Here is a 26,121-nt window from a genome sequence, read left to right on the forward strand (position 1 = left end):
CATGCTGATCGGCATCCCGGCGCTGCTCGGCCCCGAGCTTCTGGCGATATTGCGCGCCATGGGCCATGGCGACGAGATCGCCTTGGTCGACGGCAACTACCCGGCCGAGCAGCAGGCACAGCGGCTGGTCCGCGCCGACGGTCATCATCTCGTCCCCGTGCTCGATGCGGTATTGAGCGTATTGCCGGTCGACGACGCCGTGCCGCAGGCGCTGTTTCGCGCCTCGGCCAAAGGCGATCCCCTGCTCGCCGATCCGGTTCACTATGAGATGGAAGCGATCTGCGCCAGGCGTGCGCCGGGCCGCAAGGTGGTTGCGCTTGCCGGTGCCGACTTCTATGCACGGGTCAAGGCCGCGCACGCGATCGTCGCGACTAGCGAGCCGCGGCTTTATGCCAACATCATCATTCGCAAGGGCGTGATCTATCCGCCGGAAAGCAAGACTTCATGATCCTCTGCTGCGGCGAAGCCCTGATCGACATGCTGCCGCGGACCACGACGGAGGGCGAGCCGGCCTTTGCCCCCTATGTCGGCGGTGCCGTCTTCAACTCGGCCATTGCGCTAGGCCGGCTCGGCGCGCCCGCTGCCTTTTTCTCCGGCCTGTCGTCGGATCTGTTCGGCGGGCAGTTCAGGGAGGCGCTGGGGAACAGCAAGGTCAGCTCGACCTATGCGCACACTTCGCCGCGGCCGACCACGCTCGCCTTCGTGCGGCTCACCAACGGCCAAGCGACCTACACCTTCTATGACGAGAACACCGCCGGGCGCATGCTGACCATCGAGGACCTGCCGGAACTCGGCAGCGAGATCGAGGCCATGCTGTTCGGCGCCATCAGCCTGATCTCGGAGCCGGCCGGATCGGCCTATGAGGAGTTCATGCGGCGCGAACATGAGCGCCGCGTGATGATGCTCGACCCCAACATCCGGCCAAACTTCATTCCCGACAAGGCCAAGCACCTCAGGCGCATCCGCGGCATGATGGCGATGGCCGACATCGTGAAACTGTCGGACGAGGATTTGAACTGGTTCGGCGAAGCCGGCTCGCATGAAGACGTCGTCCGTAACTGGCTGGATCGCGGCCCAAAGCTGATCGTGGTCACCCACGGCAGCGAAGGCGCGGTCGGTTACAGCAGCCAGCACCGGGTCACCGTCGTGCCGGACAAGGTCGAGGTGGTCGATACGGTCGGAGCCGGCGACACATTCAATGCCGGCATTCTTGCCTCCTTGCATGAACAGGGTCTGCTGTCGAAGACGGCAATCGCCAGTTTGCCGGAAGACGCCATCCACAAGGCGCTGACGCTTGGCGCCAAGGCCGCGGCGGTGACGGTATCGCGGGCCGGCGCCAACCCGCCATGGCGGCATGAAATCGCCTGACCGGCTGGTGCGCAGCCCATGGACTGCTCACCGGCGATCACTTTATGTTTCGTCCAGCCTGGCGGGCGGGGTGCGAAGCCTGTAACAGGCCGGCCGAAGCCCGGATTCCACGCCTTTAAGAGGCCAGATCGGAAATCAGAGGTAACAGGCTGCGACACTTGAGCAATTCAGGGTTTTTGCCCTGCGGCTTTCTCGGCCGTACCAAGTCTGCTACCAGCGGCCGGTTATCTGACTAAAACCGTTTGAGGCCGACATGCAGTTCATCGATCTTGGCGCGCAGCGCGAACGCATCCGCGACAGGCTGAAAGCGGCAATCGACCGGGTTGTCGACGAAGGCCGCTATATTCTCGGACCGCAGGTCACCGAATTCGAAAACAAGCTCGCCGCCTATATCGGCATCAAGCACGTGGTCGCTTGCGCCAACGGCACCGATGCGCTGCTGCTGCCGCTGTTTGCCGCCGGCATCGGCCCGGGCGACGCGGTGTTCGTGCCGAGCTTCACCTTCGCCGCCACGGCCGAAGTGGTGGCGCTGACCAAGGCCGAACCGGTGTTCGTCGATGTCGATGCCGACAGCTACAATATCGACATCGCCAGCCTCGAGGCGGCAATTGCCATGATCAAGGCGGAGGGCCGGCTGAGGCCGAAGGCAATCATTCCCGTCGACCTGTTCGGCCTCGCCGCCGATTACGAGGCGATCATGGCCATCGCCGATCGCGAAGGCCTGATGGTCATCGAGGATGCGGCGCAGGCGACCGGCGGCTCGGCTGACGGCAAGATGTGCGGCTCGTTCGGCACCGTCGGCTCGACCAGCTTCTATCCGGCAAAGCCGCTCGGCTGCTATGGCGACGGCGGTGCGATGTTCACCAATGACGATGCGCTGGCCGAACAGCTGCGCTCGTTCGCCTTTCACGGAAAGGGCGAAACGCAATATGACAATGTCCGCGTCGGCATCAATTCACGGCTCGACACGCTTCAGGCGGCGATCCTGATAGAGAAGCTGGCCATCCTCGAGGACGAGATGGTGGCGCGGCAAGCGGTCGCCAATCGCTATGCCGAAGGTCTCGGCGATATCGTCAAGGCGGCGCGCAATCTGGGCGGCGGCCGCTCGGCCTGGGCGCAATACGCCATCGAAACGCCGAAACGGGACGGGCTCAAGGCACATCTCGGTGAAAAGGGCATTCCGTCGGTCATCTACTATGTGAAACCGCTGCACAGCCAGATTGCCTATCGCGATTATCCGCGCACGCCGACCGGCCTTGCCGTTTCGGAAGAGCTGCCGAAGCGCATCCTGTGCCTGCCAATGCATCCCTATCTGAGCGAGGCTGACCAGGACCGGATCATCGAAACGATCCGAAACTATATCGGCTCGAATTCGGCGCATGTAGCGGCGGCATAAATTCGAAAGCTTCGAAGCATGGTCGCGGAATACATCGACGAGTTCATCATGTTCTGCGCCGGGTTGTGGATGGCTGGCATCGGCTTCGGATTTCTCGCGGACCCGTTCCAAGCTCGCCCCGGCCAGCAGCAAGCATGGTGGACCAACTTTGGGACTCGCTTCAAATGGATGGGACCGCTGTTGATCCTCATCGCGATAGCGCTCGCATTCGCGGCACCTTCCTAGGCTGGCGTCCGACGGCAGCTCGGCACGGTCGGCCATCGTTGATCAACAACCGCCGATTCAAGCTTTGCGCGTCAAGGCAGGCGGTCATCGGCACCGATTTTGCGATGCTTTGCTGCGCGCCGCAGCATAGTCTGCACCTGGCTCCCCTTTAGGCTGGTTCTCATGAAGAAGATTGGTTTCCTCTCGTTCGGGCACTGGACGCCCTCGCCGCAATCGCAGACGCGGACGGCATCCGACGCGCTTTTGCAGTCCGTCGAGTTGGCGGTCGCGGCCGAGGAGCTGGGTGCGGACGGCGCGTATTTCCGCGTGCATCACTTCGCCCGCCAGCTCGCCTCGCCCTTCCCGCTGCTGGCGGCGGTCGGCGCAAAGACCAGCCGAATCGAGATCGGCACGGCGGTGATCGACATGCGCTATGAGAACCCGCTCTACATGGCCGAGGACGCCGGCGCCGCCGACCTAATCGCCGGAGGGCGTCTGCAGCTGGGCATCAGCCGAGGCTCGCCGGAGCAGGTGATCGAGGGATGGCGCTACTTCGGCTACGCCCCGCAAGAGGGCGAGAGCGATGCCGACATGGCCCGTAGACACACCGGAGTGCTGCTCGAAGTGTTGCTGGGCAAAGGCTTTGCGCAGCCCAACCCGCGGCCGATGTTTCCCAACCCGCCTGGCCTGCTTCGCGTCGAGCCGCACTCGGAGGGCCTGCGCGAGCGCATCTGGTGGGGCGCCGCCACAAACGCCACCGCCGAATGGGCGGCGAAACTGGGGATGAACCTGCAGAGCTCCACGCTCAAATTCGATGAAGGCGGAAAGCCGTTTCACGTCCAGCAGGCCGAACAGATCCGGGCTTTTCGTGAGGCCTGGAAGGCGGCCGGACACACGCGCGAGCCGCGGGTGTCGGTGAGCCGGAGCATTTTTGCGCTGGTCGACGATCGCGACCGAGCCTATTTCGGCGGCAACCAGAGCGGAGATCATTTCGGTTACATCGAGGCAGACAGACGCGCGGTGTTCGGCCGCTCCTATGCCGCCGAACCGGACGTCCTGATCGAGCAGCTAAAGGGCGACGAAGCCATCGCCGAGGCCGATACGCTGCTGCTTACCGTCCCCAACCAGCTCGGCGTCGAGTACAATGTCCATGCCATCGAGGCGATCCTGACCCATGTCGCTCCAGGCTTGAGTTGGCGCTGACGGGTTGTGTTAAGTAGGAACCTGCCTCTCTGCCCGGCTCAGGAGCCAAACAGGCGGCTATCCCAGTATACGGGTTGATGCAGGCTGGCCGTGATCAGGGAAAACCCGGATGTGCCGGATTGATCAACACGTTGTTGTCGGGGCGAGCCACGACGCTTGGCACGATCAGGATCGCGCTGCGGCGCTCGACACACCATGTCTCACCGAATTCCTTGCTCACCGTTGCCGGCATCATATCCCATCCGGGCAACGACGGCTGAGAAAAGAGTTCGTAGCTCAGCCCGCGCGGAAGCATGATCTGGACGTAAGGCTGGTTGGGCGGCAGTCTGCCGCTGCCGTGCACCAGCTTTTCCAGCAAGGCCGTTGAATAATGCTCGCTGGTGTAGATCAACGGGCTGCCGGGCGTGTTCCAGCGGCCAGGCGCTATCGTCGAGCCCGTCGCGTCGAAGATCGGATATGTGCCGGCTGGATCGCCGATCCTGAAGCACTGCAGCATGCGATCGAGTATCTGTGCCGTCAAGCAGCGGTGCCGTACTTCAGGCCTGCAAGGATATCGAGCACCAGTTCGGCGCCGATCTCGCTTTGAATGACCACGTCGATCGGGCGTCGGTCTTCCAGCATGGGATGAGACCGAAACAGAAAGTCACGAGCCTCACCTTCGATCTGCCAAACGTCGAGGGCCAGGTTCCATAGGCGCGCCACCCGCGCCACCCGCATGCCCTCTTCCGAAGAGAGTCGGAGAGCACCTCTCTTGCGGCGCTCATAAGTTGCCTTTGGGACGAGGCGATATTTGAATTGCGTATCGGCCGGTGCCAGCAATTGTGAGACGCGTTCAAGCGCACCCAACGGCAATCCGTCTTCGATTCGAGCCATCAGCCCGAATGGCGACCGTGCAGCCGTCTCCTTGGGCGGCAGCCCCAGCACATCGGCTATATTTCCAAATGCCATTAGCCTCAGGTGAGGCCAAGTGCAAGCATCCCCGTAGTCTCACGGCTGCTTCCCGTCGGCTCGTTTCAGCATCGCAAATGCGCGACTGATCCGTTGCAGGGCTGTGGCGTTGGCCAGCACTGCGTACAGCGCGAACCCACCCGCCAGAATCCAGGGCGAAGCCGCGCCCATCGCGGTCGCGACTCCGTCGGCGGCGAGCAGCACGCAAATGAACACCAGACGTTCCATCCGCTCGAAGAAATCCGGCCAACCGTGGTTTTTCACAGGGATTTCCAGCGCCGTCCGCGCCTTGGCGTAACTGGTGAGGATCCCGCCCGCGAATGCGAACATTGCGATCGCCCACAGATCGGCAACCCAGCCGATAGCCGCAAAGACGGCCAATTCCTGATAGCGGTCGACGACGGCGTCGAAATAGCCACCGGCCTTGGTGCTCATATTTGTCCGGCGGGCGACCGCACCGTCCAGCGCATCGAAGCTGAAGGCAAACGCCAGGCAAAGGCCAAAGGCAAGACTTGAATGATGAAACGCGTAGGCGGCCGAAGACAAAGCCACGAGCACCAGCCCGCTGGCCGTAACCTGGTTCGGCGTCATGCCGATCCCGATCAGCGGAGAGGCGGCCTGCTCCCATAGCGGGTCGATGCGACTTTTCATGAGACCGGCGATCATGGCGGCTCCTCTGATGATGTCGGTTGACGGAGCTTTACCAGCAATTTGCGGGTTTGTTCCACCGTCGCCACCGTTTCGGTTGGCCAATGCGGGCCGAGACCGGGCTCAGCAACGTTCTCAACTTGCCGCAAAAATGATCTCGTTTGGCGAATGGGGCCGGCGGATTAAGGTACTCGCCGAGCTGGCGGCGAAACAGAACTTCCAGTCGCTGCGACAGCTGCCCGACAGCATTTTCACGGTTTGGGCGATGCCCTTGTGAGGTGGTGCAAATCGAACAGCAGTCTGGCGGCAGCACCCGAACGATGTGACTATGATCGCTTGCGATCCGTGGGAAGCCGGCCGAAAATCGATGCATAAGTTTCCACCCAAGTTCGCCTACCTGCTCGCGACCTCTGTCGGCGCGGGATTATCTCCAATATGGCCGGGCACGGCCGGCGCAATGGTTGGAGTGGCTGTTGCCGCGGCTCTGATACCCGCATCACCTTGGCTGACGGTGCTTGCCTACGTGGCCCTGTTCGCCGTCGGCGTATGGGCGTCATCGTATGTTATCTCCCGTACCGGGACGGAGGATCCGCAGATCGTCGTCATTGATGAGACCTTCGGCGCGGCCCTAACCCTTTCCATGCTGCCCCTCGATCCGCTCTGGTGGGCAGCAGGCTTCCTTGCTTTCCGGTTTTTCGACGTCGTCAAGCCTTGGCCCATCCGTATCGCACATGACAAGGTAAGGGGTGGGGCCGGTATCATGGTGGACGATGCGGCTGCGGCTGTGGCCGCCGGGGTGCTGCTGCTCCTGCTGAACGGATTGATTGACCATTTGCCGTAATGGCGGCATTCGGCCTCACGGCCAAAGGCCAGCACGATGGTCCATGCTAGTTTAGCGCCACAAGGGGAGGACTGGACTAATGCGAAGCTATAGGATCGCGGCCATTCCAGGCGATGGGATCGGCAAGGAAGTCGTAGCGGCCGGCCTTCGTGCGCTGGCCGCCTGCGCCACGCGCGACGGCGGTTTCAGTCTCGAGGTGCAGCATTTCGACTGGGGCTCGGACTACTACAAGTTCAACGGCGTGATGATGCCCAAGGACGGCACCGAGCGGCTGAAGGCCTTCGATGCGATCTATTTCGGCGCTGTCGGCGCGCCAGACGTGCCCGACCATCTGACGCTTTGGGGGTTGCGGCTCGCGATCTGCCAGCCCTTCGACCAGTACGCCAATGTCCGCCCGACCCGCATCCTGCCCGGTATCGAGAGCCCGCTTCGCGGCGTCACGGCAGGGGATCTCGACTGGGTCATCGTTCGGGAGAATTCGGAAGGCGAATACGCCGGCCAGGGCGGGCGCTCGCATCTCGGCCGGCCTGAGGAAATCGCGACCGAGGTCTCGATCTTCACCCGCGCCGGCGTGACGCGCATCATGCGCTTCGCCTTCGAGATGGCGCGGTCGCGGCCGCGAAAGCTGTTGACCGTGGTCACCAAGTCGAACGCCCAGCGTCACGGCATGGTGCTCTGGGACGACATCGCCCGTGAGGTCGCGGCCGATTTTCCTGATGTCGCATGGGACAAAATGCTGGTCGACGCGATGACAGTGCGCATGACGCTCAATCCGCGCTCGCTCGACACAATCGTCGCGACCAATCTTCACGCCGATATCCTGTCGGATCTTGCGGCCGCACTTGCCGGATCGATCGGCATTGCGCCGACTGCGAACCTCAACCCCGCGCGGCGGTTTCCGTCGATGTTCGAGCCGATCCACGGCTCGGCCTTCGACATCACCGGCAAGGGCATCGCCAATCCGGTCGGCACGTTCTGGTCGGCGGTGATGATGCTGGAGCATCTTGGCGAGCCGGCTGCCGCGGCGCGCCTGATGCGCGCCATCGAGCGCGTGACGGCGGACGCCTCACTGCACACGCCCGATCTCGGCGGAAGTGCCACCACCGATAAGGTCACCGAAGCGGTGTGCGCGGCCCTACTCGGCGACAACGAGTAGGAAAGGAGCAAGCGCCTGGCATCGTTGTCATTCCCAGTGATGGCATCGGCAAGCAAGTCATGCCCGAAGGCGGGAGGCATCCGCACTCGCCGCCGCTCACCGATGATGTTCGTGCGCCTCCGTGCGGAAACCGAGCCCATCAAGTGTTTCGATCAGCACCTGTACAGGATCAGGCACACCGTGCGTTGACCGCCACGCGACAAATCCGTCCGGTCTGACCAAGGCGGAACCGCCGCTTTTAACCCCGAGCACGGAAGGCCACCGATGGTCCAAGTCAAGCAGATCCCCATTCGCACCCAACGAGTGGCACGTCAGCGGCATCCCGAGGCGCTGGCTTACGGAGTCAGCGGCCTGACACCATGCTTCGTCGGCGCAGAGGAGAAGAAGATCGCGGTCGCACAAATCGAGACTCGAAATCCGCTGGCCGGCACGCCCGACCGCGAAATGCGGCAAACGCGTGCCGGGGCGGCCCGACAGCTCCGTGGATTTTTGGAATGGGTGATCGTCCGGTGTGGATTCCAGAGCCACGATGCCTGCAGCGTAGCGTTGGCCAAATACCACGTCGTAATCCTCGACGATCGCAACAGGAGGAGGCAACCGCTTCGACGGATCGTCGAACCATTTCTGTAGGCGGGCGAGCGCTTGCGCCAACGTAGCCTCGATGACCGGCCGGCGCTCCATGTCATAGCTATCCAGCAACGAGGGATCGGCATGCCCGCGTGCTACCATCGCAAGCTTCCAGGCAAGGTTATGGGCGTCGTGGATACCTGAATTGCCACCGAAAGCGCCTGTTGGGGGCATCACATGTGCGGCATCCCCCACAAGAAACGCGCGGCCTCGGCGGAATTGGCGCGCTGTGAGGGCGGCCACTTCCCAGGAGCGCGCATCGACAAGCCTCGTCGTGATGTCCGGCCGGCCCGCACCTCGTATGATCAGTTCCCTGCACTTGGCTTCATCAAAATCCTGTGGTTTCTCGCCCTTTTCGGGAAAGTACTGGAGCGCCAGAAGCCATCGTCCACCCTGTCTGGGCGTGAAGGTCCCGTTGAGGTCCGTCACGAAGCACGACGTGAAGCGCTTGCCGCCTATCGTCGGAGGCATGTCCGTGTCAAAGACGACATTCATCCAGTGCTGAAGGCCGCCTGCCCCGCTGCGGCTGATCTCCAGCCTCTCTCGCAGGGAACCGTTCGCACCGTCCGCGACGATCAGATAGTCGGCCGAGATGACCTCCTTTGCGCAGGTCGCGAAATCGCGAATTTCCGCGCGGACGACGGTCTCGTCCTGATCGAAAGTCACCAGCTCCGTGCTGAAACGCACGTCTGCACCGTTCCGCTCGGCGTAGCGGCGCAGAATCGGTTCCAGGACGTGCTGATCACACGTCGCTGGTTGCGTGGGGCTGAGGGCACTTGCATCCGGCCACGCGGGTCCGCCCCATTGAATCTGCGGATCGGCGAGATTCCTGGCGCGCGCAATAGCGCCTGCCTGCTGGTCCCCCGTCCGATTTGTACGAATCTCCTCCTCGAGGCCGAGGCTTCGGAATATCTCCATGCTGCGCGGGGAGATGCCGGCAAACTTGTACTGGATTGACGTGTCGGGATGACGCTCGACGAGGACACACGCAATGTCGTTGTGAGCCAAAAGGGCGGCCGCCGTCAGACCGTTCAGGCCGCCTCCGACGACGAGAACCGTGGTATTGGTCATCTCGGATCTCCTCTCTTGCTTTGACCACAAAAACATTTTGATTGATCAAATCATATGATTGGTCCAAGTATGTGTCAAGACATGAAGGAGCGTGGAATGAGACCGAGCCAAGATCGCTTGCAGCACGCCACCGAGGCATGGCGCCTGATGTTTGATTTCCTGATGCGGTCCGCGCCGGACCGGTTGGCGATCCAGCAGAAATTGGGCCTGACGCCCAACGACTCCCGCGCCCTCTTCACGCTCGACAAAGATGCGGGCAAGCCGATCGGCGCATTGGCTGCTCAATGGCAGTGCGATCCATCGACGGCGACCTGGCTGGTCGACCGGCTTGAGCAGGCGGGGCTCGCCGAACGGATTCCGTCGCCAGGCGATCGCCGTGTGAAGCTTGTCAAGCTCACACCCAAAGGTGCCGCAACCATCAAGGAATTGATGAAGGAATATCACAAACCCCCGCCCGAGATACTTGCGCTTCCACGCGCTGATCTGGATCAGTTGATCGGCCTCGTAAGAAAGTTACAGGCTGGCAAATCCGTGAGTTGATCCTATCCCGGAAAGGCACTGGCTAGGATCGGGTAGCGCCGCGTCACACTTTCCATGCTGCCGCTCGAGCTGCTCTGGTGGTCGGCAGGTTCCTTGCTTTCCGGTTTTTTGACGTGGTCAAACCTTGGCCCATCCTATCGCGCATGAGAAGGTAAGGGGTGGGTTCGGCATCATCTGGACGACGCAGCGGCGGCCGTGGCCGCCTGGATGCTGCTGCTGCTGAAGAAGACCATTTGAGCGTTGTCGCAATGGCGACATCAGTCTCGTTGCGTCTCTACTTTCAGCATCACGCCTCTTCCAGTCTGCGTACACGAGCCCTGACCCCATTGCCGATGGCATCAGCGACTTCCGCAGGAAAATCCTTTGGGAGCGATGCAGAAACCAGTTCGACCGCCGCTAGCGCCTGTTGGCGCAGCTCATCAAAGATCGCCTTGACGGGTTTCGGACCGATCCCTGCTTTGGCGGCGGTCTGGATAAAATGGCGTGGCATGACGCTGTCGACGAGGTAGTGGCGTGTGTCACCAATAGCCATCGCCAGTTTCACTTTGTTGCGCTTGATCTGTCCCGCATCAAGGCTGGGCTGCGCTGAAATCACATCATAGAGCGGCGTTATGCGGAACCGGCCGCCGGGGGAAAGAAAGACGCTAAAATTCTTGGCGTGCCCATCTGTGGCGCCGAGAAGCCAAAAGGCAACCACGGCCTTTAAAACCGCAGCCTGGTCTACCTCCGGTTGGTCGCTTCCCTTCATCAAATTGAGGATAGCCGGAACGCCAGGCCCGCCGTCGGATTCGTATTTCAGTGACGGCGGCACAGAAAGGGCCTGGCAGCAGTCTTCCTGGGGCAAACGCAGGAGACGATTGTCACCGGTCCATCGGCGATCGAACCGCTCGACCGCGAGCACGCGATTGCCTTCGAACTCCTCGATTGCGACGACGGCGCTCGGGAGCCCTAGGGCGGTTGTCAGCTTGAGGCAGAAAAATTCGTTCTCGACGCTGAAGGAAAGATCGATGCCATTTGGCAACCGTCCAATCTGTGGTTTGAGGATGTGCGTCGTGGCAGTCGTCGCCAGCGGCTTGTACCAACGTCCTTTCCAGAACAAGAGCGCAGTCTTTTCCTGAGCGCCAGCGATCGAGATCCGGAAGTCCTCGTCCTCGCCAAGCCCAAGGGGAGCCGATGCCAGATCGAGGAGAAGACGAGCAATCTCGGTATCGTCAACGGGTTTGCCGTTGACAATACCGGCGGGGCCTGGCTCGACACCATCCGGCAGGAATTGCAATGCGCCGACACAATCGCGCCCGACAGCGGCAAGCAGGTCGTAAGCGTCTATTCCTTGAGCATGAACACGCTCCGCCATACGGCGGCGAATGGGGACGTTGTCGGGCAGGAGATTGTCGAAGACGGCGATGACGGGCGCACCGATATAACGATCTTCACGCAGAGGCAGTGATAGCGAGACGGGCAGCGCGTGCTCCCAAGCAAGCCAGGACGGATCGTACTGAAAATCGATCGCGCCGCTGGATTGTCTATTCAGCCGCCCGACGAGACGGCTGTTCAAGAAGACATTTAGCGGGATGTGCTGCCGCGGACGAGCCATCAGAAGATGTCCTCGATCTCAGCCGGCTTTGCCTTGGTACGAGGGCGGACGACGAATTCGAGGTCGAGCGCTGCGAGAATATCGCAAAGCGTTCCGAGCTGGGTCCCAGGCGCGCCACTCTCGACGGCCGAGATGGTCGCCTGACGCAGCATCGTTTGGTCCCCGACATTGGTCTGGTTGAGGCGGAGCTTGCGACGCTGCCGGCGGACGGCATCTCCAATTTGCTTGGGTGTTCGGGCGATTTGGTCCACAGCATACCTCTCTAGCCATGGTATTATACGCTCGCGCAGATAAATTTCAATATACGCTTTTCCGTATCGAATATTGTATACTTTGAAGCGTATAAGCAGCAATATGGTCGGCGTATGATCTTCGATCCGCATGGACCGTCACCGCCATGCTTTCAGCTTGTCCGGCCGCCGCCGGCCAATGTGACCGAAGCGAATAGCCGGCATGCTCATAAAGCTCCAAGGCAAAGTGAGGTCAGTCCTAGCAGACTGCGGCAACGGATCGGTTTTTCAAACGGATCTTGCGGCACTCACCCAATCGAGGCGTGCGGCAGGGACAAGGCCATAATTGTAAAAATTGATGCCGTCGACATCCGGCGCCATCGCAGCTTTGACCTTGGCGGTGAGGATGTCGGGGCCGGCCATTTCCGGATAGAACAGCCGGTAGCCGGCGCCGAGGAACTTTTTCACGCCAAGGGCTGCGCGTCCGGCCGCCATCAGGCTGGCGACATCGCCGGGCTGCATGTCGTAGGCACACAGGATTGCCCCGTCACAGACCTTGCCGAGCGCCGCGAGATCGCAGCCGCCAAGCCAACCGTCTTTCAAATCGATGATGACAACGCGGGTCGCCGGATTGGCCACCTCGCGCAGTTCGGCGACCAGGCTGGTCACCGGTTCGAACCGCCACAGCAGGTAGCCATGGAGTTCCGGCCATGGCAAAAAAGTGTCGAGGCCGCTCCCCGGAAAGTCTGGAAAGCGCCGTTCGGGCACGGCGCGCTCGCAGGTCTCGACGATCCATTGCCCGACGAGCTTGCGCGCTACTTCGCCGTCGACGCCGGCCTCGGCCGCGCGCGCAAGGCAGGACGGGCAGAAACATATCGACAACAGAAAATCGTCTTCCGGCATCAGCCCGACACCGTCTTTCTCATGATGGTATTCGTGGGCGAAGCCCATGAATGACGGGCTTTCAAGCTCGATCCGGTCCGGCCTGTAGCTGTGCGAGATATCGGCGATCAGCGCGCGGACATAAGCGCGCGCTTCCGGATGTGATGGGCAGAGATTGTAGTAGTTGGCATCGCCGAAGGCGTTGCGGGTTACGGCCTGCGGATGAAGCATGCCGAGCCGGGTGTTGTGCAAGCAGACCGTCCAACACGAAACGCCCAGCCCGCCCACCTCGCGCCGGCGGACAAGGTCGCCAAGCACATCGCCGCCTTCCATGATCACCTTCGCCACCTTGGGCTGGATGGCTAGGTCGGCCCAGTGTGCCGCATCTGGCTTGAAATAGATGGTTCCGTCTTCCGGAAAATAGGCTTTCCGGCGCGGGCTGCGCGGCTGCAGAAACCGGCCAGCGTGATACGAAGTCGCCAGACTGATCATGTTGAGCCCGGCACGCTCGACAAGATCGCGCTCGACCATCTCCAAGCCCAGATCCTGGACATCCCAAGGATAGGTCCACATCGACAGTTGCATCCGGTTATCCTCAGTCTTGATCCTGATATGGGCGTATGGTCGGGAGGGCTTCTTATCAGTCGACCGGCTCGGCGACCTGCATGAGGCAGTCTCCCGCCTCGCACATCGTGTGCAGCCGGCGCGAAAGCACAATGCCGCTTTCGAGGAAGTGCAGGGCTTGCTCGGCGAGGTCGAGTCGTTCGAGGTCGTGGTACCAGCCCGCCAGTTGGCCTGAAGTCACGCTGTCGCCCAGCCTGACTGCCGGCTCGAACCAACCACGGCTTGTGGCATAAAGGCCCTGACTGTGCCGAGACAACGAAAGAAGCCGCGTCGGCGCCGAAGGTCCGGTTGCCGGTGCAAGAACCGGCGCCTCAACCACTCCCAAGGCGGCCATCAGGGCGTCGAGTGCGCGGGCGGTAATCTCCATCGTATCGACCGTGACAGTGCCACCGCCGCCGAACTCTCCGCTGACGCCGATGGCGCCGGCCCGGCGCGCCGCACCCATGGAGGTCGGTGAGGCCTGGCCGTTGTCGGCCACGAACCCATAGGGCATGCTGAGCGTCCGCATTAGCTCCACACCGCGCCGGTGCCGGTCGGGATCGGTATTGTGCTCGACAAGCGCGGTCGGCAGATGCTCCATCGAGGTGCCGCCAGAATGAATGTCGAAGATGACGTCGTGGCGGGGAAACAGTTCCATCTCCAGGAAATTGGCAAGCCGGCTTGTTGGCGTGCCTGACGGGTCGCCCGGAAAGGCGCGGTTGAGATTGCCGCCGTCGAGTGGCGAGCAGCGCTTTGCGGCGATCACCGCCGGCACGTTCGCCATCGGCAGGATGGTGACGCAACCCTTGATCTGCTTGGGATCGAGCCGGCGCACCAGCTTTGCCAACGACAGCTCGCCTTCATATTCGTCGCCGTGATTGCCGGCCATCAGAAGCACCGACGGGCCTTCGCCGTTGCGGACAAGGCAGATCGGGACCTTGACCTGGAAATAGGGCGAACGGTCGATCGAAAACGGAATGCTGAGATGGCCGAGTGTCTTGCCGTCCCGGTCGAAGTCGAGCGTATGGCTGAGGCCGGTGTGCATGGCGGCGGCTCAGACAGCTGCGATCGCAGTGACCTCTATGCGGAGATCGGGATCGGCGAGACGCGCCTCGACACAGGCGCGCGCCGGCAGGCGCGCAGGATCCACCCAGGCATCGTAGATGCTGTTCATGGCATCGAAGTCGGCGATCTGCGGCAGGAAGATGTTGACCGCCACTAGCCTCGACTTGCTGCTGCCGGCCTCAACAAGGAGCGCCTCGACCTTGGAGAGCACGTCGCTCGTCTGACCCTCGATGCCGGCCTTGCGGTCGTCTGCCACCTGGCCTGCGATGTGCACGAGGCCGCCATAGACGACCGCCTGAGACATGCGGGAGCCGGCCTGGAAGTACTTGATCATATCAGATCCTTTCGAGGTTCTCTTTTTTGGAAGTGGCCGCGATATCTGCTCAGCCGAAATAGGTAGGAAAGGCGTGGCGGACATACCCGGCCGCGTCGGCGCCGAAGATCACGCGATAGCGATCGAGGCAGGTGCAGGGGTGCGAGATGCCGAATTCAACGACGTCACCAACGGCAATATCGTCGCCCGACGCAATTGTCAGGAAGGCGTGCTGGTCGTTGAGCTTGAAGACCTCGGCACGCGTTTTCGGCAGCTGCTTGCCGGCACGAAAGATGGTCACGACCTTCGGAAAGCCCTGGTCGAACGACACGTCGCGCATGCCCATACCGCAGATAGCAAGGCCGGGCTCCGGCCGCGACAGTACCTCGGCCCAAAGACGTAAAGCCGGATGGAAGGAATTTCGTGCGGAAGCACCGACGCCGCCGATCGCAAAACCGTCGCGGGCATCGAGTGCGCCGAGCGACCTGTCGTAGACGCCATGGTCGTGAAAGAAGATGGCGCCGCTGCGCAGCACCAACGTGGCATTGCCGTCCCTGGAGACGAGGGGCGAAAGCGCTGCGACCACCTTGTCGAAGTACACCGAGCCGCCGGCGGTGGCGATCAGCGGGGTGTCGCCGCCGACGCGGGCGCGGAGCCGCAGGAACATATCGGCTGTCATTGCCAACAGCGCGGATATCGCCTCATCGGTACGGCCAGGATCGGCTTGCGCCGCGGCACCTTCGTAGGCTGCGACGCCGGCGATCAGCAGCCGCCCTCCGGCAGCTACAACCGCGTCGGCGATCGCCTCGGCTTCGCCGGTGGTCCGGGCGCCTGCCCTCCCCGCACCAAGTTCGACGAGCACGCGCAATGGCGGCAGCGTCGCATTGGCGCGCCAAGCTTCAGCAAGCGCATTCACGGCGTCGAAAGAGTCGGCAAAAACGTAGAACTCGGCGCTTGGCCAGGCGCCGACAAGGACAGCAAGTCGGTTCGCACCACCTGGTCCGCCGACCTCGTTGGCGATGATCAGCCGAGAGAGCCCGGATCTGAGCATCACTGTGGCCTGCCTTATGTCGGCGACGGTCGTGCCCCATGCTCCGGCCTCGACCAGGGACCGGGCAAGGTCCGGCGCCATCGGGGTCTTGGCATGCGGGGCGATCACGGCGCCCTGTTCTCGCGCATACCCCAAGAACAGGTCACGATTGGCGATGAAGGCCTCCTCGTCGAGGGTCAACACCGGCAACGACATACGTCCATGCGCTGGATGCCAGCGCTCAGATGCGACAAAGCTGCTGTCCAGGCCGAGGGTGCCAGGCGGAACGCCGCGGATACGATCGTCGAGCAGGAAATTTTCACGGGTCGCGAGCGACAGTACGGGTGAGTTTTCGGTCATCCGATGCTAGTCCTTTCGCTTTCGCAGGATGAAGTCCGGATCGATTTCCGATGCCGGCCACACCATGAGAGAGATGCGTGCCAAAGCGTTACTGCGGACCGATCATCGATGCCCACCATCACCTGTGGGATCTCGGCCTCGGCCGCCATCCCTGGCTCGCGCCCACGGCTGGCGAACGCGGCGGTCTGGGCGAGCTTGGCCCCTTGCGGCGAAACTACCTTCCTGAAGATTATTTGCGCGACGCCGGCCAGCACAGTGTCGTCGCCACCGTCCATATTGAAGCCGGTTGGGCCGGGGATGACTGCGTGGGTGAAACGCGGTGGCTTGAAACCCTCGACAAGTCGCGCGGCGTGGCCGCCCGTTACGTCGTTCACGTACCTCTGGCGAACCGCCAAGCGCCGGCGCTGGTCCAGGCGCAGGCGGCATTCGACCGTGTCGTCGGCGTACGCGACATACTGAGCTGGGATCCTGATCCCGCCCGTCGTTTTGCCGCCCGCGACGGCATCATGGACGATCCGGTCTGGCGTGCCGGCCTGTCCCTGCTTGGGCGCCGCCGGCTGGTTTTCGACCTGATGGTGTTTCCGCGCCAGCTCACCGGCGCGGCGCGCCTCGCAGCGGCCTTTCCAGACCAGCTCTTTGTTCTCAACCATTGCGGCAGCCCGATCGATCGCGATGCGGACGGAATGCGGGTGTGGCGCGAGGGGCTGCGGCTTTTGTCGGAGCGCGAGAACGTCGCCATCAAGATATCGGATCTGGTCGCCTACGATCATGATTGGACGCTCGACAGCCTAAGGTCGGTTGTCATGCATTGCATCGACTGTTTCGGTACGCGGCGCGCGATGTTCGGCAGCGACTTTCCGGTCGCCGGCCTGCATGCATCGTTCGATGCGGTGTATGACAGCTTCAAGGCCATTGCAGGAGAGCTTTCCGCGGACGAGCAGACGGCACTGTTCTACGGCAATGCACGGCGCATTTATCGGCTGGACGATATGTCATCGGCGGGCCTGCTCTCTGCCTGAGAGAAGCAGCAGCCCCAGGATCAGCGACCCGAACAGGATGCTGCGCCAGCCAGGCGATGCGTTGACCACGGTGATCAGCGCCGTGATCGTAACCAGCAGGATGGCGCCGGGGATGGTGCCGGCATAGGTGCCGAGCCCGCCGAGGATCGAGGTGCCGCCAAGCACCACGGCGGCAATCGAGGCGAGCAGATAAGGATCGCCGATACCGACATAGCCTTGTCCGTTCATGCCGAGGACCAACACACCGGCAAGTCCCGCACAGAAGCCGCTGATGCCGTAGACCGCCAGCGTGGTCGAGGCGACGGGAACCCCGGACAGCGCCGCGGCGAGCGGATTGGCGCCCATCGCGAATATCCGGGCGCCAAGGGATGTCGCATGCATCGTGGTCAGAACGATCACTGAAATGACCACCCACAAAAGCACGCCTGCCGGAATACCGACCGGCCGCGCATTGCCGAGCCAGCGGACCAGCGGGTTCTCGGCGGTCACGGCACTGCCGCCGGCGATGATGATCAGCAGACCTTGCAGGAATGTCGCCATCGCCAGCGTCATGATCATTGGATGAACGCGCAACAGCGCCACGCCCAGCCCGTTCACCAGACCGATTGCGCTCGTCAACGTGAGAACTGCAAGAACGGCGGTGAGCCCTGTCGGATCCGCCTGCCATGAAAGCAGCGGCAGGCTGACAGCGCTAACCGTGACGATCGCCGCGACGGAAAGGTCGATTCCGCCGGCAATCACCACGAAAGTTTGGCCCGCCGCGACCAGGCCGACCACCGCGCCCAATTCAACCAAATAGCGCAAATGCCCATAAGCGCCGAAGCCAGGTGAAGCGAAGCTCGCCGCGATCCATACCGCCGCAACTATAGCGATCGTAAGGAAGGGCCGGCTGCGCAAAATCGTCACGGCGCGCCTGCCGCTCACACTGACTTTCCGTGCTGTCATTGCTGCACCTTGCGGAATTGCGGGATGGCGACCGCCCCGATGATGATGAGGCCCTGGGCGACATATTGGGCGACCGGCGTGAAGCCGAGGAAGAACATGACACTGATCATCAGGCTGAGCAGCAGGCTGCCCGCAAGAGCGCCGCGCATGGTACCTTGGCCGCCAAGGAAACCGATGCCGCCGAGCACTGCGGCGGCTATGGAATTCAGCGTGAACGCCGTGCCGATGACTGGATCGCCCGAACCCGTTTGCGCGGCGATGAACAGGCCGGCGCCTGTGCAAAGCAGGCCGCTAATCGCGTAGGCGGCGATCCGGGCACCGTCGACCGGCACGCTGGAGCGGTAGGCGCCGACGGGATTTTCGCCTGCAGCATAGATGCTCAAACCAAGCGGCGTGGCGAGATAGAGTTTCCACAAAACCACGATGAGTACCAGCAGCACGAATGCCGCCGGCGTGTTGCCGGCAAGCAGGTCCGACAGCCACTCGGGTATGGCGCCCCCTGGCCTCGGCAGGATGAGCAGGGCAGCGCCGCCGATAATGAAGGAGCCAGCCAGCGTCACCACGATCGCCGGCAACCGAAGTTTCACGACGATGAACCCGATCGCGGCACCGATGCCGAGACCGGTCAGCGCCACCGCAGCGGCACCGCCGGCTACGCCCAGCGGTCCAGTCATCGTCGTCGCAGCGATCACTGCGCCCAGGCTGACCATGGCGCCGATGGCCAGGCTTATGCCGCCGGTGAGCATGAGGATCGCCTGGGCCATGGCGACCAGCGCCAGCGGAAACCAGCTCTGGGTGAATTTGGCGAAACCGGACGCTGTCAAGAGGCCGGGAAACAGGAAACCGTAAGCAATGACGAACGCCAGGACCACAGCGAACAGGCTGCGCACGCCGACATTGCGGCGCAGCTGAACCGGCCAGTAGAGCGCGCCGGCTTGGCTTGAGGATGCGACCGCGCTCATGCCGCAACTTTCTGCTGTTCGGCGCCCATTGCGGCGGAAACGATGGCTTCCTCGCTCAGTGCCTCGCGCTCGAGCATGGCCACGATGCGGCCTTCGCGGACCACGCCGACGCGGTCGCAAAGGTGCACCAGTTCGGGTGTGTCGGAACTGAGCAGCACGATCGCCTTGCCGGCGGCGGCGAGTTTGCGAAGCATCATGTAGATCTCACGCTTGGTCTCGACATCGACGCCGCGCGTCGGGTCGTTGAGGAGAAGCACAAGCGGCTCGTGTGGCATCCATTTCGCCAGCGCGACCTTCTGCTGGTTGCCACCTGAGAGTGCCTGTGCCGGGCGGTCGAGGTCGCCCTTGATGGCAAGCTGGGCGGCGAGACCCCTTGCCATATCGCGCTCGGCACGCCGACTGCGCAGCTTCAGCGCCGGCAGCCTTGCGAAGGCGGGCAGCATCATATTGGTGATGATGGGATGGATCAGGTGCAGGCCTTCGCGCTTGCGGTCAGCCGGGACATAAGCGAGGCCGAGCGCATTGGCGTTCGGCACGCCGCCGGGCAAACCCGAAACACCGTTTACGGTCGCGGATACCGTCCTGGCCGGGATCGCGCCGTAGAGGCCAAGCAGCAGATCTTCCTGCCCCTGCCCGACCAGGCCGCCAATGCCAAGCACCTCGCCCGTCCTGATGTCGAGATCGACGTCGCGCATCAGGCCGGCCGAAAATTTACGAACCGAGATGGCGTCGGCCGGCGATGGCGAAGGCCGCCATCGTGGAAAGAGATCGCCGGGGTCGCGGCCGACCATCAGCCGTACCAGCCCGGCGGCATCGGTTCCTTCCAGCGAGCAGTCCGCTGTGCAGGTCCCGTCCTTGAGCACGGTGACATGCTTGCACAGCGCCATCACCTCGTTCAGTCGGTGTGAGATGTAGAGAATAGCGATGCCCTCGCCCCGAAGCCTCTCCAGCAGGTCGGTGAGGATTTTTGTCTCAGTTGCCGATAGCGATGAGGTGGGTTCGTCGAGAATGAGCACGCGCGGCCGGCGGTAAAGCGCCTTGGCGATCTCCACCATCTGCCGGCGGCCGAGGGACAGGTGCCCCACCGGCGCAGACAGCGGTTCGTAAAGCCCGACAAGATCGCATGCGGCCCTGGCCCGGACGGCAAGCTCGTTGTAGTCGATCAAGCCGAACCGCTTGGGATAGGCACCGAGCCCGATGTTTTCGGCAATGGACAAGCTGGTCGTCAGGCTGAGTTCCTGCTGGACAACGGCGATCCCGGCCTGTCGCGCATTAGCGGGGGTCATGCGCGAGACCGGGCGCCCATCGACCTCGATCGCCCCGCCGTCCGGGCGCAAGGCGCCGGACAAAAGGTTGATCAGTGTCGACTTACCTGCGCCGTTCTCGCCCAGCAGTGCATGCACGCGGCCGGGCTGGAGAGCGATTGAAACGTTGCGCAGAACGGGGTTGCCGAAAAAGGACTTCGACACCCCCTGCGCGGCGAGAAGCGGAGCCGTGGTTGTCAATGCTACAACCCTTCAGGCTTATTTTTGGGCCAGCAGCTTCTTGAATAGATCCTCATCGTACGGCGAATAGATGTAACCGTCAGCCGGGAAATCCTTCGCCCGGGCGAGGTATTCGTCGATGTTGGAATTGTCGATCACCGGCAACGGGATCTTGACGAAAGCCGGCACATCCTCGCCCTCCAGTGCCTGGACGGCGGTGTAGGTGGCGAAGGCGCCGAGCCAGTTCGGCTGCATCGTCGCCCAGCTCTTCAGGCCCTTTTCCTTCCACAGTTCGAGAAACTGGCGCGCATTCTCGCCGGTGATCGGCACCTGGTCGCGGCCCTGCTTGTCGAGCGCGAGCACGGCGCCCGCCGACAACGCGCCGCCCAGCGACAGGATGCCGTCGATTTCGGGGTTGGCGAAAAGCAGGCTGGTGACGGCCTCCTGGGCGGGCGCGACATTGTAGGGCGTGTTCGTCTCGGCAAGCACCTTCACATCGGGATGGGCCTTAAGCTCGGCATCGGCGCCTTTGCGCCGGTCGTCGCTGACCGAAACGCCGGCTGGGCCATTGAGGATGAGGATCTTGCCCTTGCCGCCGATGGCGTCGATCAGGAACTTGGCCGCCTGATCGCCCCACTGTGAGGAATCGGTGTTGACCTTGGCGGTCACCTGGTCGGTATCGACGAGGCTGTCGAAGTTGATGATGGCGATGCCTTTGGCGCAGGCGTCCGCCAGCACGCGCGCCGGCGCGGTCGACGAACCAGCGATCAAGATGATGGCATCGACATCGGAATCGATCATCGACTGGATCTGCTGAATCTGGACGTTGGCGTCGCCCTGGGCATCGGTCACGACGAGTTTGTCGACCAAGCCTTGCTTCTTCAAAGTCTCGACTTCGGCTTCGATCGTGCCCTGTGTCTGCTTCATCCAGGTCGGCACTGAATAGATATTGGCCCAGCCGATCGTATATGGCGCTTTGCGATCGCCCTTGATGCATTTAGCGGCGGCGTTGGCCTGCGAACCGGCGCCGAGGCTGAGGAGGAGGCCGAGGCAAAGGGCACTGGCGGACGCGAAAAACGATGATTTCGTCATGATTGTTCCCTTCTGAAGTTATGCCTGGACGTGCGGGATCGGGACGAGAGAACCCGCCGGTTGCCGCATCGGAAACCGCCCGTTTTTCTCGTCAGGACTTTCTGCGCCTGGCTCGTTATTGTCCGATATTTCAGACAGTAGGCCTGTATATCGGACAAACGGGATGCTAGACTGAGCCTTGACATCTTTCAAGCGTCTTGAGACGAGGGCCGAATGATTTTTGCGCGGGTGCGGCCTACATGAGCGATGGCGTCACTGGTCTAATTGAAACGGAAGCCGGCGCCGAGCCGCGCAATGGCGAACGGCGTCGCGGGATCGACCGCGTCATCATGCTACTGGAGGCCCTTCTGCGGCACCGCGCGCCGATGCGCGTCGGCGACATCGCCAAGATGATCGGCGCGCCGCGTTCAACCACTTATGAAATCGTCAACAGCCTGCTGGAAGCCGAAATGCTCGAAAATGTCGGGACGGAAGGCTATGTCTATTTCGGAAAGGCGATGCATCTGTTCGGCTGGGCCTACTCACATCATAATGCCCATTACCGGCGCATCATCGAAACCCTAGACAGACTAGGCGCGGAGACGGGCGAGACCGTCCAACTGTGCGGCCTGCGCGGGACCAAATATGTCGTCCTTGATTGCCGGGACTCGCCTGGCCCGTTCCGGATTTCAAGCGATGTCGGCGTCGAGGTGCCGATACCGTGGACGGCGTCCGGTAGGCTGCTGCTCGGCCATATGAGCGAGCAGGAAATATGGGACTTCATTCCGCCTGGCGACTACACGCTTCCAGACGGCCGTGTCATTGCGCCAGCCGAGTTCTTCGGCGATGTCGCTCTGGCGCGCCAGCAAGGTTTCAGCGAGACCGCCGCTCTGGCCGACCGCTTCACTTGGTGCATGGCCGCGCCCATCCGCGACGGCAACGGAGCCATCAACAAGACGCTTTGTTTCGTGTTGCCCGTCGACACGCCAGAAGCGCGGCGCAGCGAATTGCTTGCCCTGTTATGCGAGCGCGCCAGTGGGTTGTCGCTCGCGGGAAGCTAGTAGAAAATCGGCGCGCGAAGGTCCGGGGTAGGCTCCGTTCGTTCAGCCGCAGCAGCGAAACCCGAACTGGTACTCCGGTGAGTATGGCAAAGGCGGCAGCGCGCTCCTGCTACCAGATCATCGGATATTCGATCGGAAAGATCGGCGGTCGGCTTCGGCCTGGTTCAGACCTGCCTACGGAGTGTCGCCGACCATGCCTGAGAACAGCACCGAACCGCGCTGGTCGAGAAGAGAAAGCGAAGTGAAGTCCAGTATCGAGAGCCCTCCGTCGGCGATCAGGGTTTGGCCTGTGACGAACGAAGCTTCATCACTCGCGAGGAACGCCACCGCCGCAGCGATTTCGGCCGGCGTTCCCATTCGGTATGTGCGAGGCGATATGAACGTCGGTTCATATGATTACGCTGGCATCAGCGGTTTGACGCGGTCGATAATGGCGGCGACCGCTTCCTTCGGGCTCTTGCGACCGAGGACAGCGAGTTGAACCTCCTCGAGAAACGTCGACTGAGCGCGAGCGGCTTCGGGAAAAGCCGGAAATGCCGGTCGCGCTTTGGCGAGCGCGGCAGCCTCCGCCTTCGCCTGCGGCAGCGACCCGGCGAACGACGGCTCGGCATAGGTCGAGGTTCGGACGGGGCCATTGCCGTTGCGCGCCATGTCGAGTGTGGCGGCCTTGCTCGCTACGAAGCGGATGTAGCTCCAGGAGAGCTTCTTGTCCGTCGAATTGGCGGGAATGGCCATCGCCCAGGATTCGACGACCGGATGCATTTCGTGACCGCTGCCGAGGGTTTTGGAGCCGGGGAGCTCGATCGCCTTGATCTTTCCCGGTGCGGTCGACTGTTCCTTGTTGTTGAGCTGCGCGTAGCGGGCGAAAGGCAGCACCGCGAAGGCCGCGCGCCGCTGCTGCATCCACGTCACCATGTCGTCGTTGCGCGTTGTGGCATAGCTGCGGGGGAGCGCGCCGGCCTTGAAGAGGTCGGCAAGCACGGACAGGCCTTTTTCCATCGCCTCCGGATCGGGGACCACCTTGAACTGCTTGTCGATGAAATCGCCGCCGAAGGCGCGGGCGAACATGACCGGGAAGACGGCGAGGTCACTCGCAAGGATCATGCCGACGACGGGCGTGCCGGACCTGGAGGTGAAGGTCAGCTTCTTCGCCTGCTCGACCAGCTCCTCCAGCGTATCCGGCGCCGCCGAAATGCCGGCCTCCTGAAGCAGCTCCTCGTTGTAGAAAAGCCCCTGCGTGGCATGGCGCACCGGAACGCCGACGAGCTTGCCGCCGACGGTCATCGACTGGCGCAGGCCCTCGGCGATATCGTCGAAATCCTCGATCGGCTCGGCTTCCCGGAGATCGTCTAGCGGCTCGAATAGCGAGGCGATCTGCGACGTCATGCGGTTGTCGATGACATAGCCGATGTTGAAATCGGTCTCGCTCAGGCTCGCCTCCCGGAATAGCCGGTCCTGGAGCGGATTGCTGTCGAGCGTGGTCCAGGATATCTGGGCATTGTTCTTGTCCTCCCAGGGCTTGATGACATTGCCGGCGGCGCCGGTCGTCAGGTTGGCTTGGTGGACGCGATGGCAAAGCACATTCAGCGTCTTTACCTGAGCATGGGCCAACCGACCCAAGGCACCCGTCGCGCCGGCGGCCATCGCCGTCGTCAGCAGGGCTCTGCGTGTCATGTGCAAAGGCATTGTCTTCCTCCCTTTCTCGGTGACGTCGTCACCCCTTGGTCGCGCCGGCGGTCAATCCGGCGACGAGAAACCGGTTCATCAGGACCACGAAGACGAGAACCGGCAGCAATTGGACGGTAGAGGCAGCAAAGAGGACGCCCCAGTCGACGCCATCGATCGAACTGATCATCTCCGAAAGGACCAGAGGCGCGGTCTTGGCGTGGTTGGCGGTGAAGATATAGGCGAACAGAAACTCATTCCACGCGAAGACGACCACGAAGACGGCGACGGCGAGCATGCCGGGCGCTACGAGCGGCAAGATGATCTTCACAAGGATCGTCAGCGGCCGCGCGCCGTCGAGGACGGCCGCCTCGTCGAGTTCGCGCGGTACCTGGTCGATGAACGTGCGCATCAGGAGCGTGCCAAGCGAGACGAAGAAGGTCGCGTAGAGCAGGATCAGCACCAGATGGGTGTCGTTGAGCCCGAGCCGATTGACGACCGGGAACAGTGGCAGCGTCACGACGATCGGCGGGATCAGCCGCGATCCGATCAGAAACATCACCGATCCCTCCAGGAAACGGACGCCTCGATAGCGCGAGTAGGCAAAACCGGCGAGCAGACTTGCCATCACGGCAAGCGCCGTCGCCCCGGTGGTGATGACCAGGCTGTTGACGAGCCCGTCGAAAAAGGCCGGCCAGCGCTGCCACAGCGAGGCGTAGTGCTCGAAGGTCGGTTCGAAGAAGAGCTCCGGTGGAACCGCGAAAATCTCGCAACCGGGTTTGAACGACGAGAGCACGATGAAGCCGATCGGAAACAGTGACCAGACGACGATTGCCGCAACGGCGAGCGTCTTTCCGGCACCGATGGCGAGACGCCTAGAACGCATTGGCCATGGATTCCTTGCGCAGCCGCCAGACATAGCCAGTCGCAAGCAGCAGCGAGATGACGACCATCATCCATGCCGTCGCGGCCGCCGTGCCGAACGAGTTGTAGCGGAAGCCTTCCTGATAAAGATAAACGGAAACGACCTCGGTCGTGCGTGCCGGGCCGCCCTGGGTCAGGAGCCAGACCTCGGAAAAGAGACGGAAGGCGAAGATGTAGCGGAAGAGCAGCGCGATCAGCATCGCTGGCGCCAGAAGCGGCAGCGTGATGTTGCGGAAGAGCTGGAACGCATTGGCTCCGTCGGTGCGCCCAGCCTCATAGAGCTCCTTCGGAACCGCGAGCCGTGCCGCATAGAGGATGATGAATGTGAATGGCAGGTGCAGCCAAATCGTGAGCAGGCCGACGAGGATGAGGCCGTGAGAAGGGATGAACGTCCAGTCGAGCGTCGGCAGACCGGTGTATCGCAGCATCAGCGTGATCGGGCCGACGTCTGGATCGAACAGGAAGCGCCACATTGCGACCGCCGTCACCTCGCTGATGGCGTAGGGAGCGAGCACCACGACGAGCATGACGCGCTGGAGGGGAAGCCCGGAGGCGAAAAGCAGGGCCAGGCCAAGGCCGAGCAGCAGTTCGATATGAACCGCCACGGCGACGACAAGGACCGTGTTCCAGACCGAACCCCAAAAATAGGGATCAGTGAGGACGCGGATATAGTTATCGAAGCCAACGAAGGTTGCCGATTGGCCGAATGACGAGGCTTCGAAACTCAGCCACAGGACGAAGATCGCGGGGAGCACGATGATCCCAAGCACCAGGAGGTGCACGGGCGTCGCATAGAGGTAGGCAGGCGAAAACGCGAAGCGCCGCCTCTTGGTCTCGCCAGCCGCTTCCGCCGCCCCTTCCCCCCTATGGCCGACGGACGCCTCGGAACCAAATGCCATTGCTCCTCCCTG

At 62.5% G+C, this 26,121-nt stretch carries 27 protein-coding genes and 2 pseudogenes; 11 read left to right on the plus strand and 18 right to left on the minus strand.

The annotated features are described in order from the left end of the window. The first annotated feature begins 1 nt into the window (after nucleotide 1). The 5 genes from NKJ15_RS23175 (at nucleotide 2) to NKJ15_RS23195 (ending at nucleotide 4,171) form a co-directional block, all read left to right on the plus strand. Nucleotides 2-448 carry an RbsD/FucU family protein gene (locus NKJ15_RS23175; protein WP_352470949.1) on the plus strand — a complete coding sequence of 149 codons (447 nt, stop codon included), beginning with the start codon at nucleotides 2-4 and terminating at the stop codon, nucleotides 446-448. Further along, on the plus strand, nucleotides 445-1,368 hold the full coding sequence (locus NKJ15_RS23180; protein ID WP_352470948.1) for a carbohydrate kinase family protein: 924 nt from the start codon (nucleotides 445-447) through the stop codon (nucleotides 1,366-1,368). The genes NKJ15_RS23175 and NKJ15_RS23180 overlap by 4 nt, the downstream gene beginning before the upstream one ends. 253 nt (nucleotides 1,369-1,621) lie before the next feature. Further along, on the plus strand, nucleotides 1,622-2,764 hold the full coding sequence (locus NKJ15_RS23185) for a DegT/DnrJ/EryC1/StrS family aminotransferase (RefSeq protein ID WP_352540722.1): 1,143 nt from the start codon (nucleotides 1,622-1,624) through the stop codon (nucleotides 2,762-2,764). Nucleotides 2,765-2,782: 18 nt separating this feature from the next. Continuing rightward, on the plus strand, nucleotides 2,783-2,989 hold the full coding sequence (locus tag NKJ15_RS23190) for a hypothetical protein (protein ID WP_352470946.1): 207 nt from the start codon (nucleotides 2,783-2,785) through the stop codon (nucleotides 2,987-2,989). A 162-nt stretch (nucleotides 2,990-3,151) separates the two neighbouring features. Next, nucleotides 3,152-4,171: an LLM class flavin-dependent oxidoreductase gene (locus NKJ15_RS23195; protein ID WP_352470945.1), complete on the plus strand. Its 1,020-nt coding sequence runs from the start codon at nucleotides 3,152-3,154 to the stop codon at nucleotides 4,169-4,171. Nucleotides 4,172-4,209: 38 nt separating this feature from the next. Here NKJ15_RS23195 and NKJ15_RS23200 read toward each other — a convergent pair. The 3 genes and pseudogenes from NKJ15_RS23200 to NKJ15_RS23210 form a co-directional block, all read right to left on the minus strand. After that, a pseudogene (locus NKJ15_RS23200) lies at nucleotides 4,210-4,691 on the minus strand (RES family NAD+ phosphorylase). Next, complete coding sequence (locus NKJ15_RS23205) at nucleotides 4,688-5,119, minus strand: antitoxin Xre-like helix-turn-helix domain-containing protein (protein ID WP_352614887.1); 432 nt, start codon at nucleotides 5,117-5,119, stop codon at nucleotides 4,688-4,690. Before NKJ15_RS23205 ends, NKJ15_RS23200 begins: the two are co-directional and overlap by 4 nt. 39 nt (nucleotides 5,120-5,158) lie before the next feature. Next, the gene (locus NKJ15_RS23210; protein ID WP_352470942.1) at nucleotides 5,159-5,785 is read right to left on the minus strand and encodes a CDP-alcohol phosphatidyltransferase family protein; all 627 of its coding nucleotides are present in this window, start codon (nucleotides 5,783-5,785) and stop codon (nucleotides 5,159-5,161) included. Between NKJ15_RS23210 and NKJ15_RS23215 the strand changes: the two genes are divergently transcribed. The 3 genes from NKJ15_RS23215 to NKJ15_RS23225 all read left to right on the plus strand — a co-directional run bounded on the left by NKJ15_RS23215 (nucleotide 5,784) and on the right by NKJ15_RS23225 (nucleotide 7,764). Next, nucleotides 5,784-6,044 carry a hypothetical protein gene (locus NKJ15_RS23215; RefSeq protein WP_352614884.1) on the plus strand — a complete coding sequence of 87 codons (261 nt, stop codon included), beginning with the start codon at nucleotides 5,784-5,786 and terminating at the stop codon, nucleotides 6,042-6,044. The genes NKJ15_RS23210 and NKJ15_RS23215 overlap by 2 nt on opposite strands. 51 nt (nucleotides 6,045-6,095) lie before the next feature. Then, nucleotides 6,096-6,608: a phosphatidylglycerophosphatase A family protein gene (locus tag NKJ15_RS23220; RefSeq protein WP_352470940.1), complete on the plus strand. Its 513-nt coding sequence runs from the start codon at nucleotides 6,096-6,098 to the stop codon at nucleotides 6,606-6,608. Nucleotides 6,609-6,687: 79 nt separating this feature from the next. Continuing rightward, nucleotides 6,688-7,764 (plus strand): tartrate dehydrogenase, encoded by a 1,077-nt coding sequence (locus NKJ15_RS23225; RefSeq protein ID WP_352817765.1) that lies wholly within the window; start codon nucleotides 6,688-6,690, stop codon nucleotides 7,762-7,764. 96 nt (nucleotides 7,765-7,860) lie between these two features. On the opposite strand, the gene NKJ15_RS23230 is transcribed toward NKJ15_RS23225, so the two are convergent. Next, the gene (locus tag NKJ15_RS23230) at nucleotides 7,861-9,462 is read right to left on the minus strand and encodes an FAD-dependent monooxygenase (RefSeq protein WP_352817768.1); all 1,602 of its coding nucleotides are present in this window, start codon (nucleotides 9,460-9,462) and stop codon (nucleotides 7,861-7,863) included. Nucleotides 9,463-9,558: 96 nt separating this feature from the next. Here NKJ15_RS23230 and NKJ15_RS23235 point away from each other — a divergent pair, with 96 nt between their 5' ends. After that, nucleotides 9,559-10,002, plus strand: a complete 444-nt coding sequence (locus NKJ15_RS23235) for a MarR family winged helix-turn-helix transcriptional regulator (protein ID WP_352470937.1) — start codon at nucleotides 9,559-9,561, stop codon at nucleotides 10,000-10,002. Between the two features lie 286 nt (nucleotides 10,003-10,288). Here NKJ15_RS23235 and NKJ15_RS23240 read toward each other — a convergent pair whose 3' ends face one another. The 6 genes from NKJ15_RS23240 to NKJ15_RS23265 form a co-directional block, all read right to left on the minus strand. Continuing rightward, nucleotides 10,289-11,596, minus strand: a complete 1,308-nt coding sequence (locus NKJ15_RS23240) for a type II toxin-antitoxin system HipA family toxin (protein ID WP_352817771.1) — start codon at nucleotides 11,594-11,596, stop codon at nucleotides 10,289-10,291. Continuing rightward, complete coding sequence (locus NKJ15_RS23245) at nucleotides 11,596-11,979, minus strand: helix-turn-helix domain-containing protein (protein ID WP_502906938.1); 384 nt, start codon at nucleotides 11,977-11,979, stop codon at nucleotides 11,596-11,598. Before NKJ15_RS23245 ends, NKJ15_RS23240 begins: the two co-directional genes overlap by 1 nt. 135 nt (nucleotides 11,980-12,114) lie before the next feature. Next, entirely contained in the window at nucleotides 12,115-13,293 is a 1,179-nt protein-coding gene (locus NKJ15_RS23250; protein WP_352470935.1) for a hypothetical protein, read from the minus strand. Nucleotides 13,294-13,348: 55 nt separating this feature from the next. Then, a complete protein-coding gene (locus tag NKJ15_RS23255) occupies nucleotides 13,349-14,356 on the minus strand; it encodes a succinylglutamate desuccinylase/aspartoacylase family protein (RefSeq protein ID WP_352817774.1) in 1,008 nt (335 codons plus the stop codon). A gap of 9 nt (nucleotides 14,357-14,365) precedes the next feature. After that, nucleotides 14,366-14,710: a RidA family protein gene (locus NKJ15_RS23260; protein ID WP_352817777.1), complete on the minus strand. Its 345-nt coding sequence runs from the start codon at nucleotides 14,708-14,710 to the stop codon at nucleotides 14,366-14,368. Nucleotides 14,711-14,759: 49 nt separating this feature from the next. Then, a complete protein-coding gene (locus tag NKJ15_RS23265) occupies nucleotides 14,760-16,079 on the minus strand; it encodes a type III PLP-dependent enzyme domain-containing protein (protein ID WP_352817779.1) in 1,320 nt (439 codons plus the stop codon). 77 nt (nucleotides 16,080-16,156) lie between these two features. Here NKJ15_RS23265 and NKJ15_RS23270 point away from each other — a divergent pair, with 77 nt between their 5' ends. Next, nucleotides 16,157-17,098: an amidohydrolase family protein gene (locus tag NKJ15_RS23270; RefSeq protein ID WP_352817782.1), complete on the plus strand. Its 942-nt coding sequence runs from the start codon at nucleotides 16,157-16,159 to the stop codon at nucleotides 17,096-17,098. On the opposite strand, the gene NKJ15_RS23275 is transcribed toward NKJ15_RS23270, so the two are convergent. The 4 genes from NKJ15_RS23275 to NKJ15_RS23290 are packed head-to-tail and all read right to left on the minus strand — an operon-like array spanning nucleotide 17,072 to nucleotide 21,581. Continuing rightward, complete coding sequence (locus NKJ15_RS23275) at nucleotides 17,072-18,043, minus strand: ABC transporter permease (RefSeq protein ID WP_352470930.1); 972 nt, start codon at nucleotides 18,041-18,043, stop codon at nucleotides 17,072-17,074. The two genes, NKJ15_RS23270 and NKJ15_RS23275, sit on opposite strands and share 27 nt — an antisense overlap. After that, the gene (locus tag NKJ15_RS23280) at nucleotides 18,040-19,005 is read right to left on the minus strand and encodes an ABC transporter permease (protein ID WP_352503472.1); all 966 of its coding nucleotides are present in this window, start codon (nucleotides 19,003-19,005) and stop codon (nucleotides 18,040-18,042) included. The genes NKJ15_RS23275 and NKJ15_RS23280 overlap by 4 nt, the downstream gene beginning before the upstream one ends. After that, the gene (locus NKJ15_RS23285; RefSeq protein WP_352614870.1) at nucleotides 19,002-20,510 is read right to left on the minus strand and encodes a sugar ABC transporter ATP-binding protein; all 1,509 of its coding nucleotides are present in this window, start codon (nucleotides 20,508-20,510) and stop codon (nucleotides 19,002-19,004) included. Before NKJ15_RS23285 ends, NKJ15_RS23280 begins: the two co-directional genes overlap by 4 nt. 18 nt (nucleotides 20,511-20,528) lie before the next feature. Further along, on the minus strand, nucleotides 20,529-21,581 hold the full coding sequence (locus tag NKJ15_RS23290; RefSeq protein WP_352470927.1) for an ABC transporter substrate-binding protein: 1,053 nt from the start codon (nucleotides 21,579-21,581) through the stop codon (nucleotides 20,529-20,531). Between the two features lie 239 nt (nucleotides 21,582-21,820). On the opposite strand from NKJ15_RS23290, the gene NKJ15_RS23295 reads away from it, so the two are divergent. Continuing rightward, entirely contained in the window at nucleotides 21,821-22,621 is an 801-nt protein-coding gene (locus NKJ15_RS23295) for an IclR family transcriptional regulator (RefSeq protein WP_352817785.1), read from the plus strand. Between the two features lie 174 nt (nucleotides 22,622-22,795). Here NKJ15_RS23295 and NKJ15_RS23300 read toward each other — a convergent pair. The 4 genes and pseudogenes from NKJ15_RS23300 to NKJ15_RS23315 all read right to left on the minus strand — a co-directional run. Then, a pseudogene (locus NKJ15_RS23300) lies at nucleotides 22,796-22,981 on the minus strand (SDR family oxidoreductase); the annotation flags it as partial. Nucleotides 22,982-23,017: 36 nt separating this feature from the next. Further along, nucleotides 23,018-24,307 carry an ABC transporter substrate-binding protein gene (locus NKJ15_RS23305; RefSeq protein ID WP_352817788.1) on the minus strand — a complete coding sequence of 430 codons (1,290 nt, stop codon included), beginning with the start codon at nucleotides 24,305-24,307 and terminating at the stop codon, nucleotides 23,018-23,020. Between the two features lie 28 nt (nucleotides 24,308-24,335). Further along, complete coding sequence (locus NKJ15_RS23310) at nucleotides 24,336-25,172, minus strand: carbohydrate ABC transporter permease (protein ID WP_352817790.1); 837 nt, start codon at nucleotides 25,170-25,172, stop codon at nucleotides 24,336-24,338. After that, complete coding sequence (locus NKJ15_RS23315; protein ID WP_084641568.1) at nucleotides 25,162-26,109, minus strand: carbohydrate ABC transporter permease; 948 nt, start codon at nucleotides 26,107-26,109, stop codon at nucleotides 25,162-25,164. The genes NKJ15_RS23310 and NKJ15_RS23315 overlap by 11 nt, the downstream gene beginning before the upstream one ends. Nucleotides 26,110-26,121 lie beyond the last annotated feature (12 nt).

This window comes from Mesorhizobium sp. M0207, from assembly GCF_040321995.1.
Classification (GTDB): domain Bacteria; phylum Pseudomonadota; class Alphaproteobacteria; order Rhizobiales; family Rhizobiaceae; genus Mesorhizobium.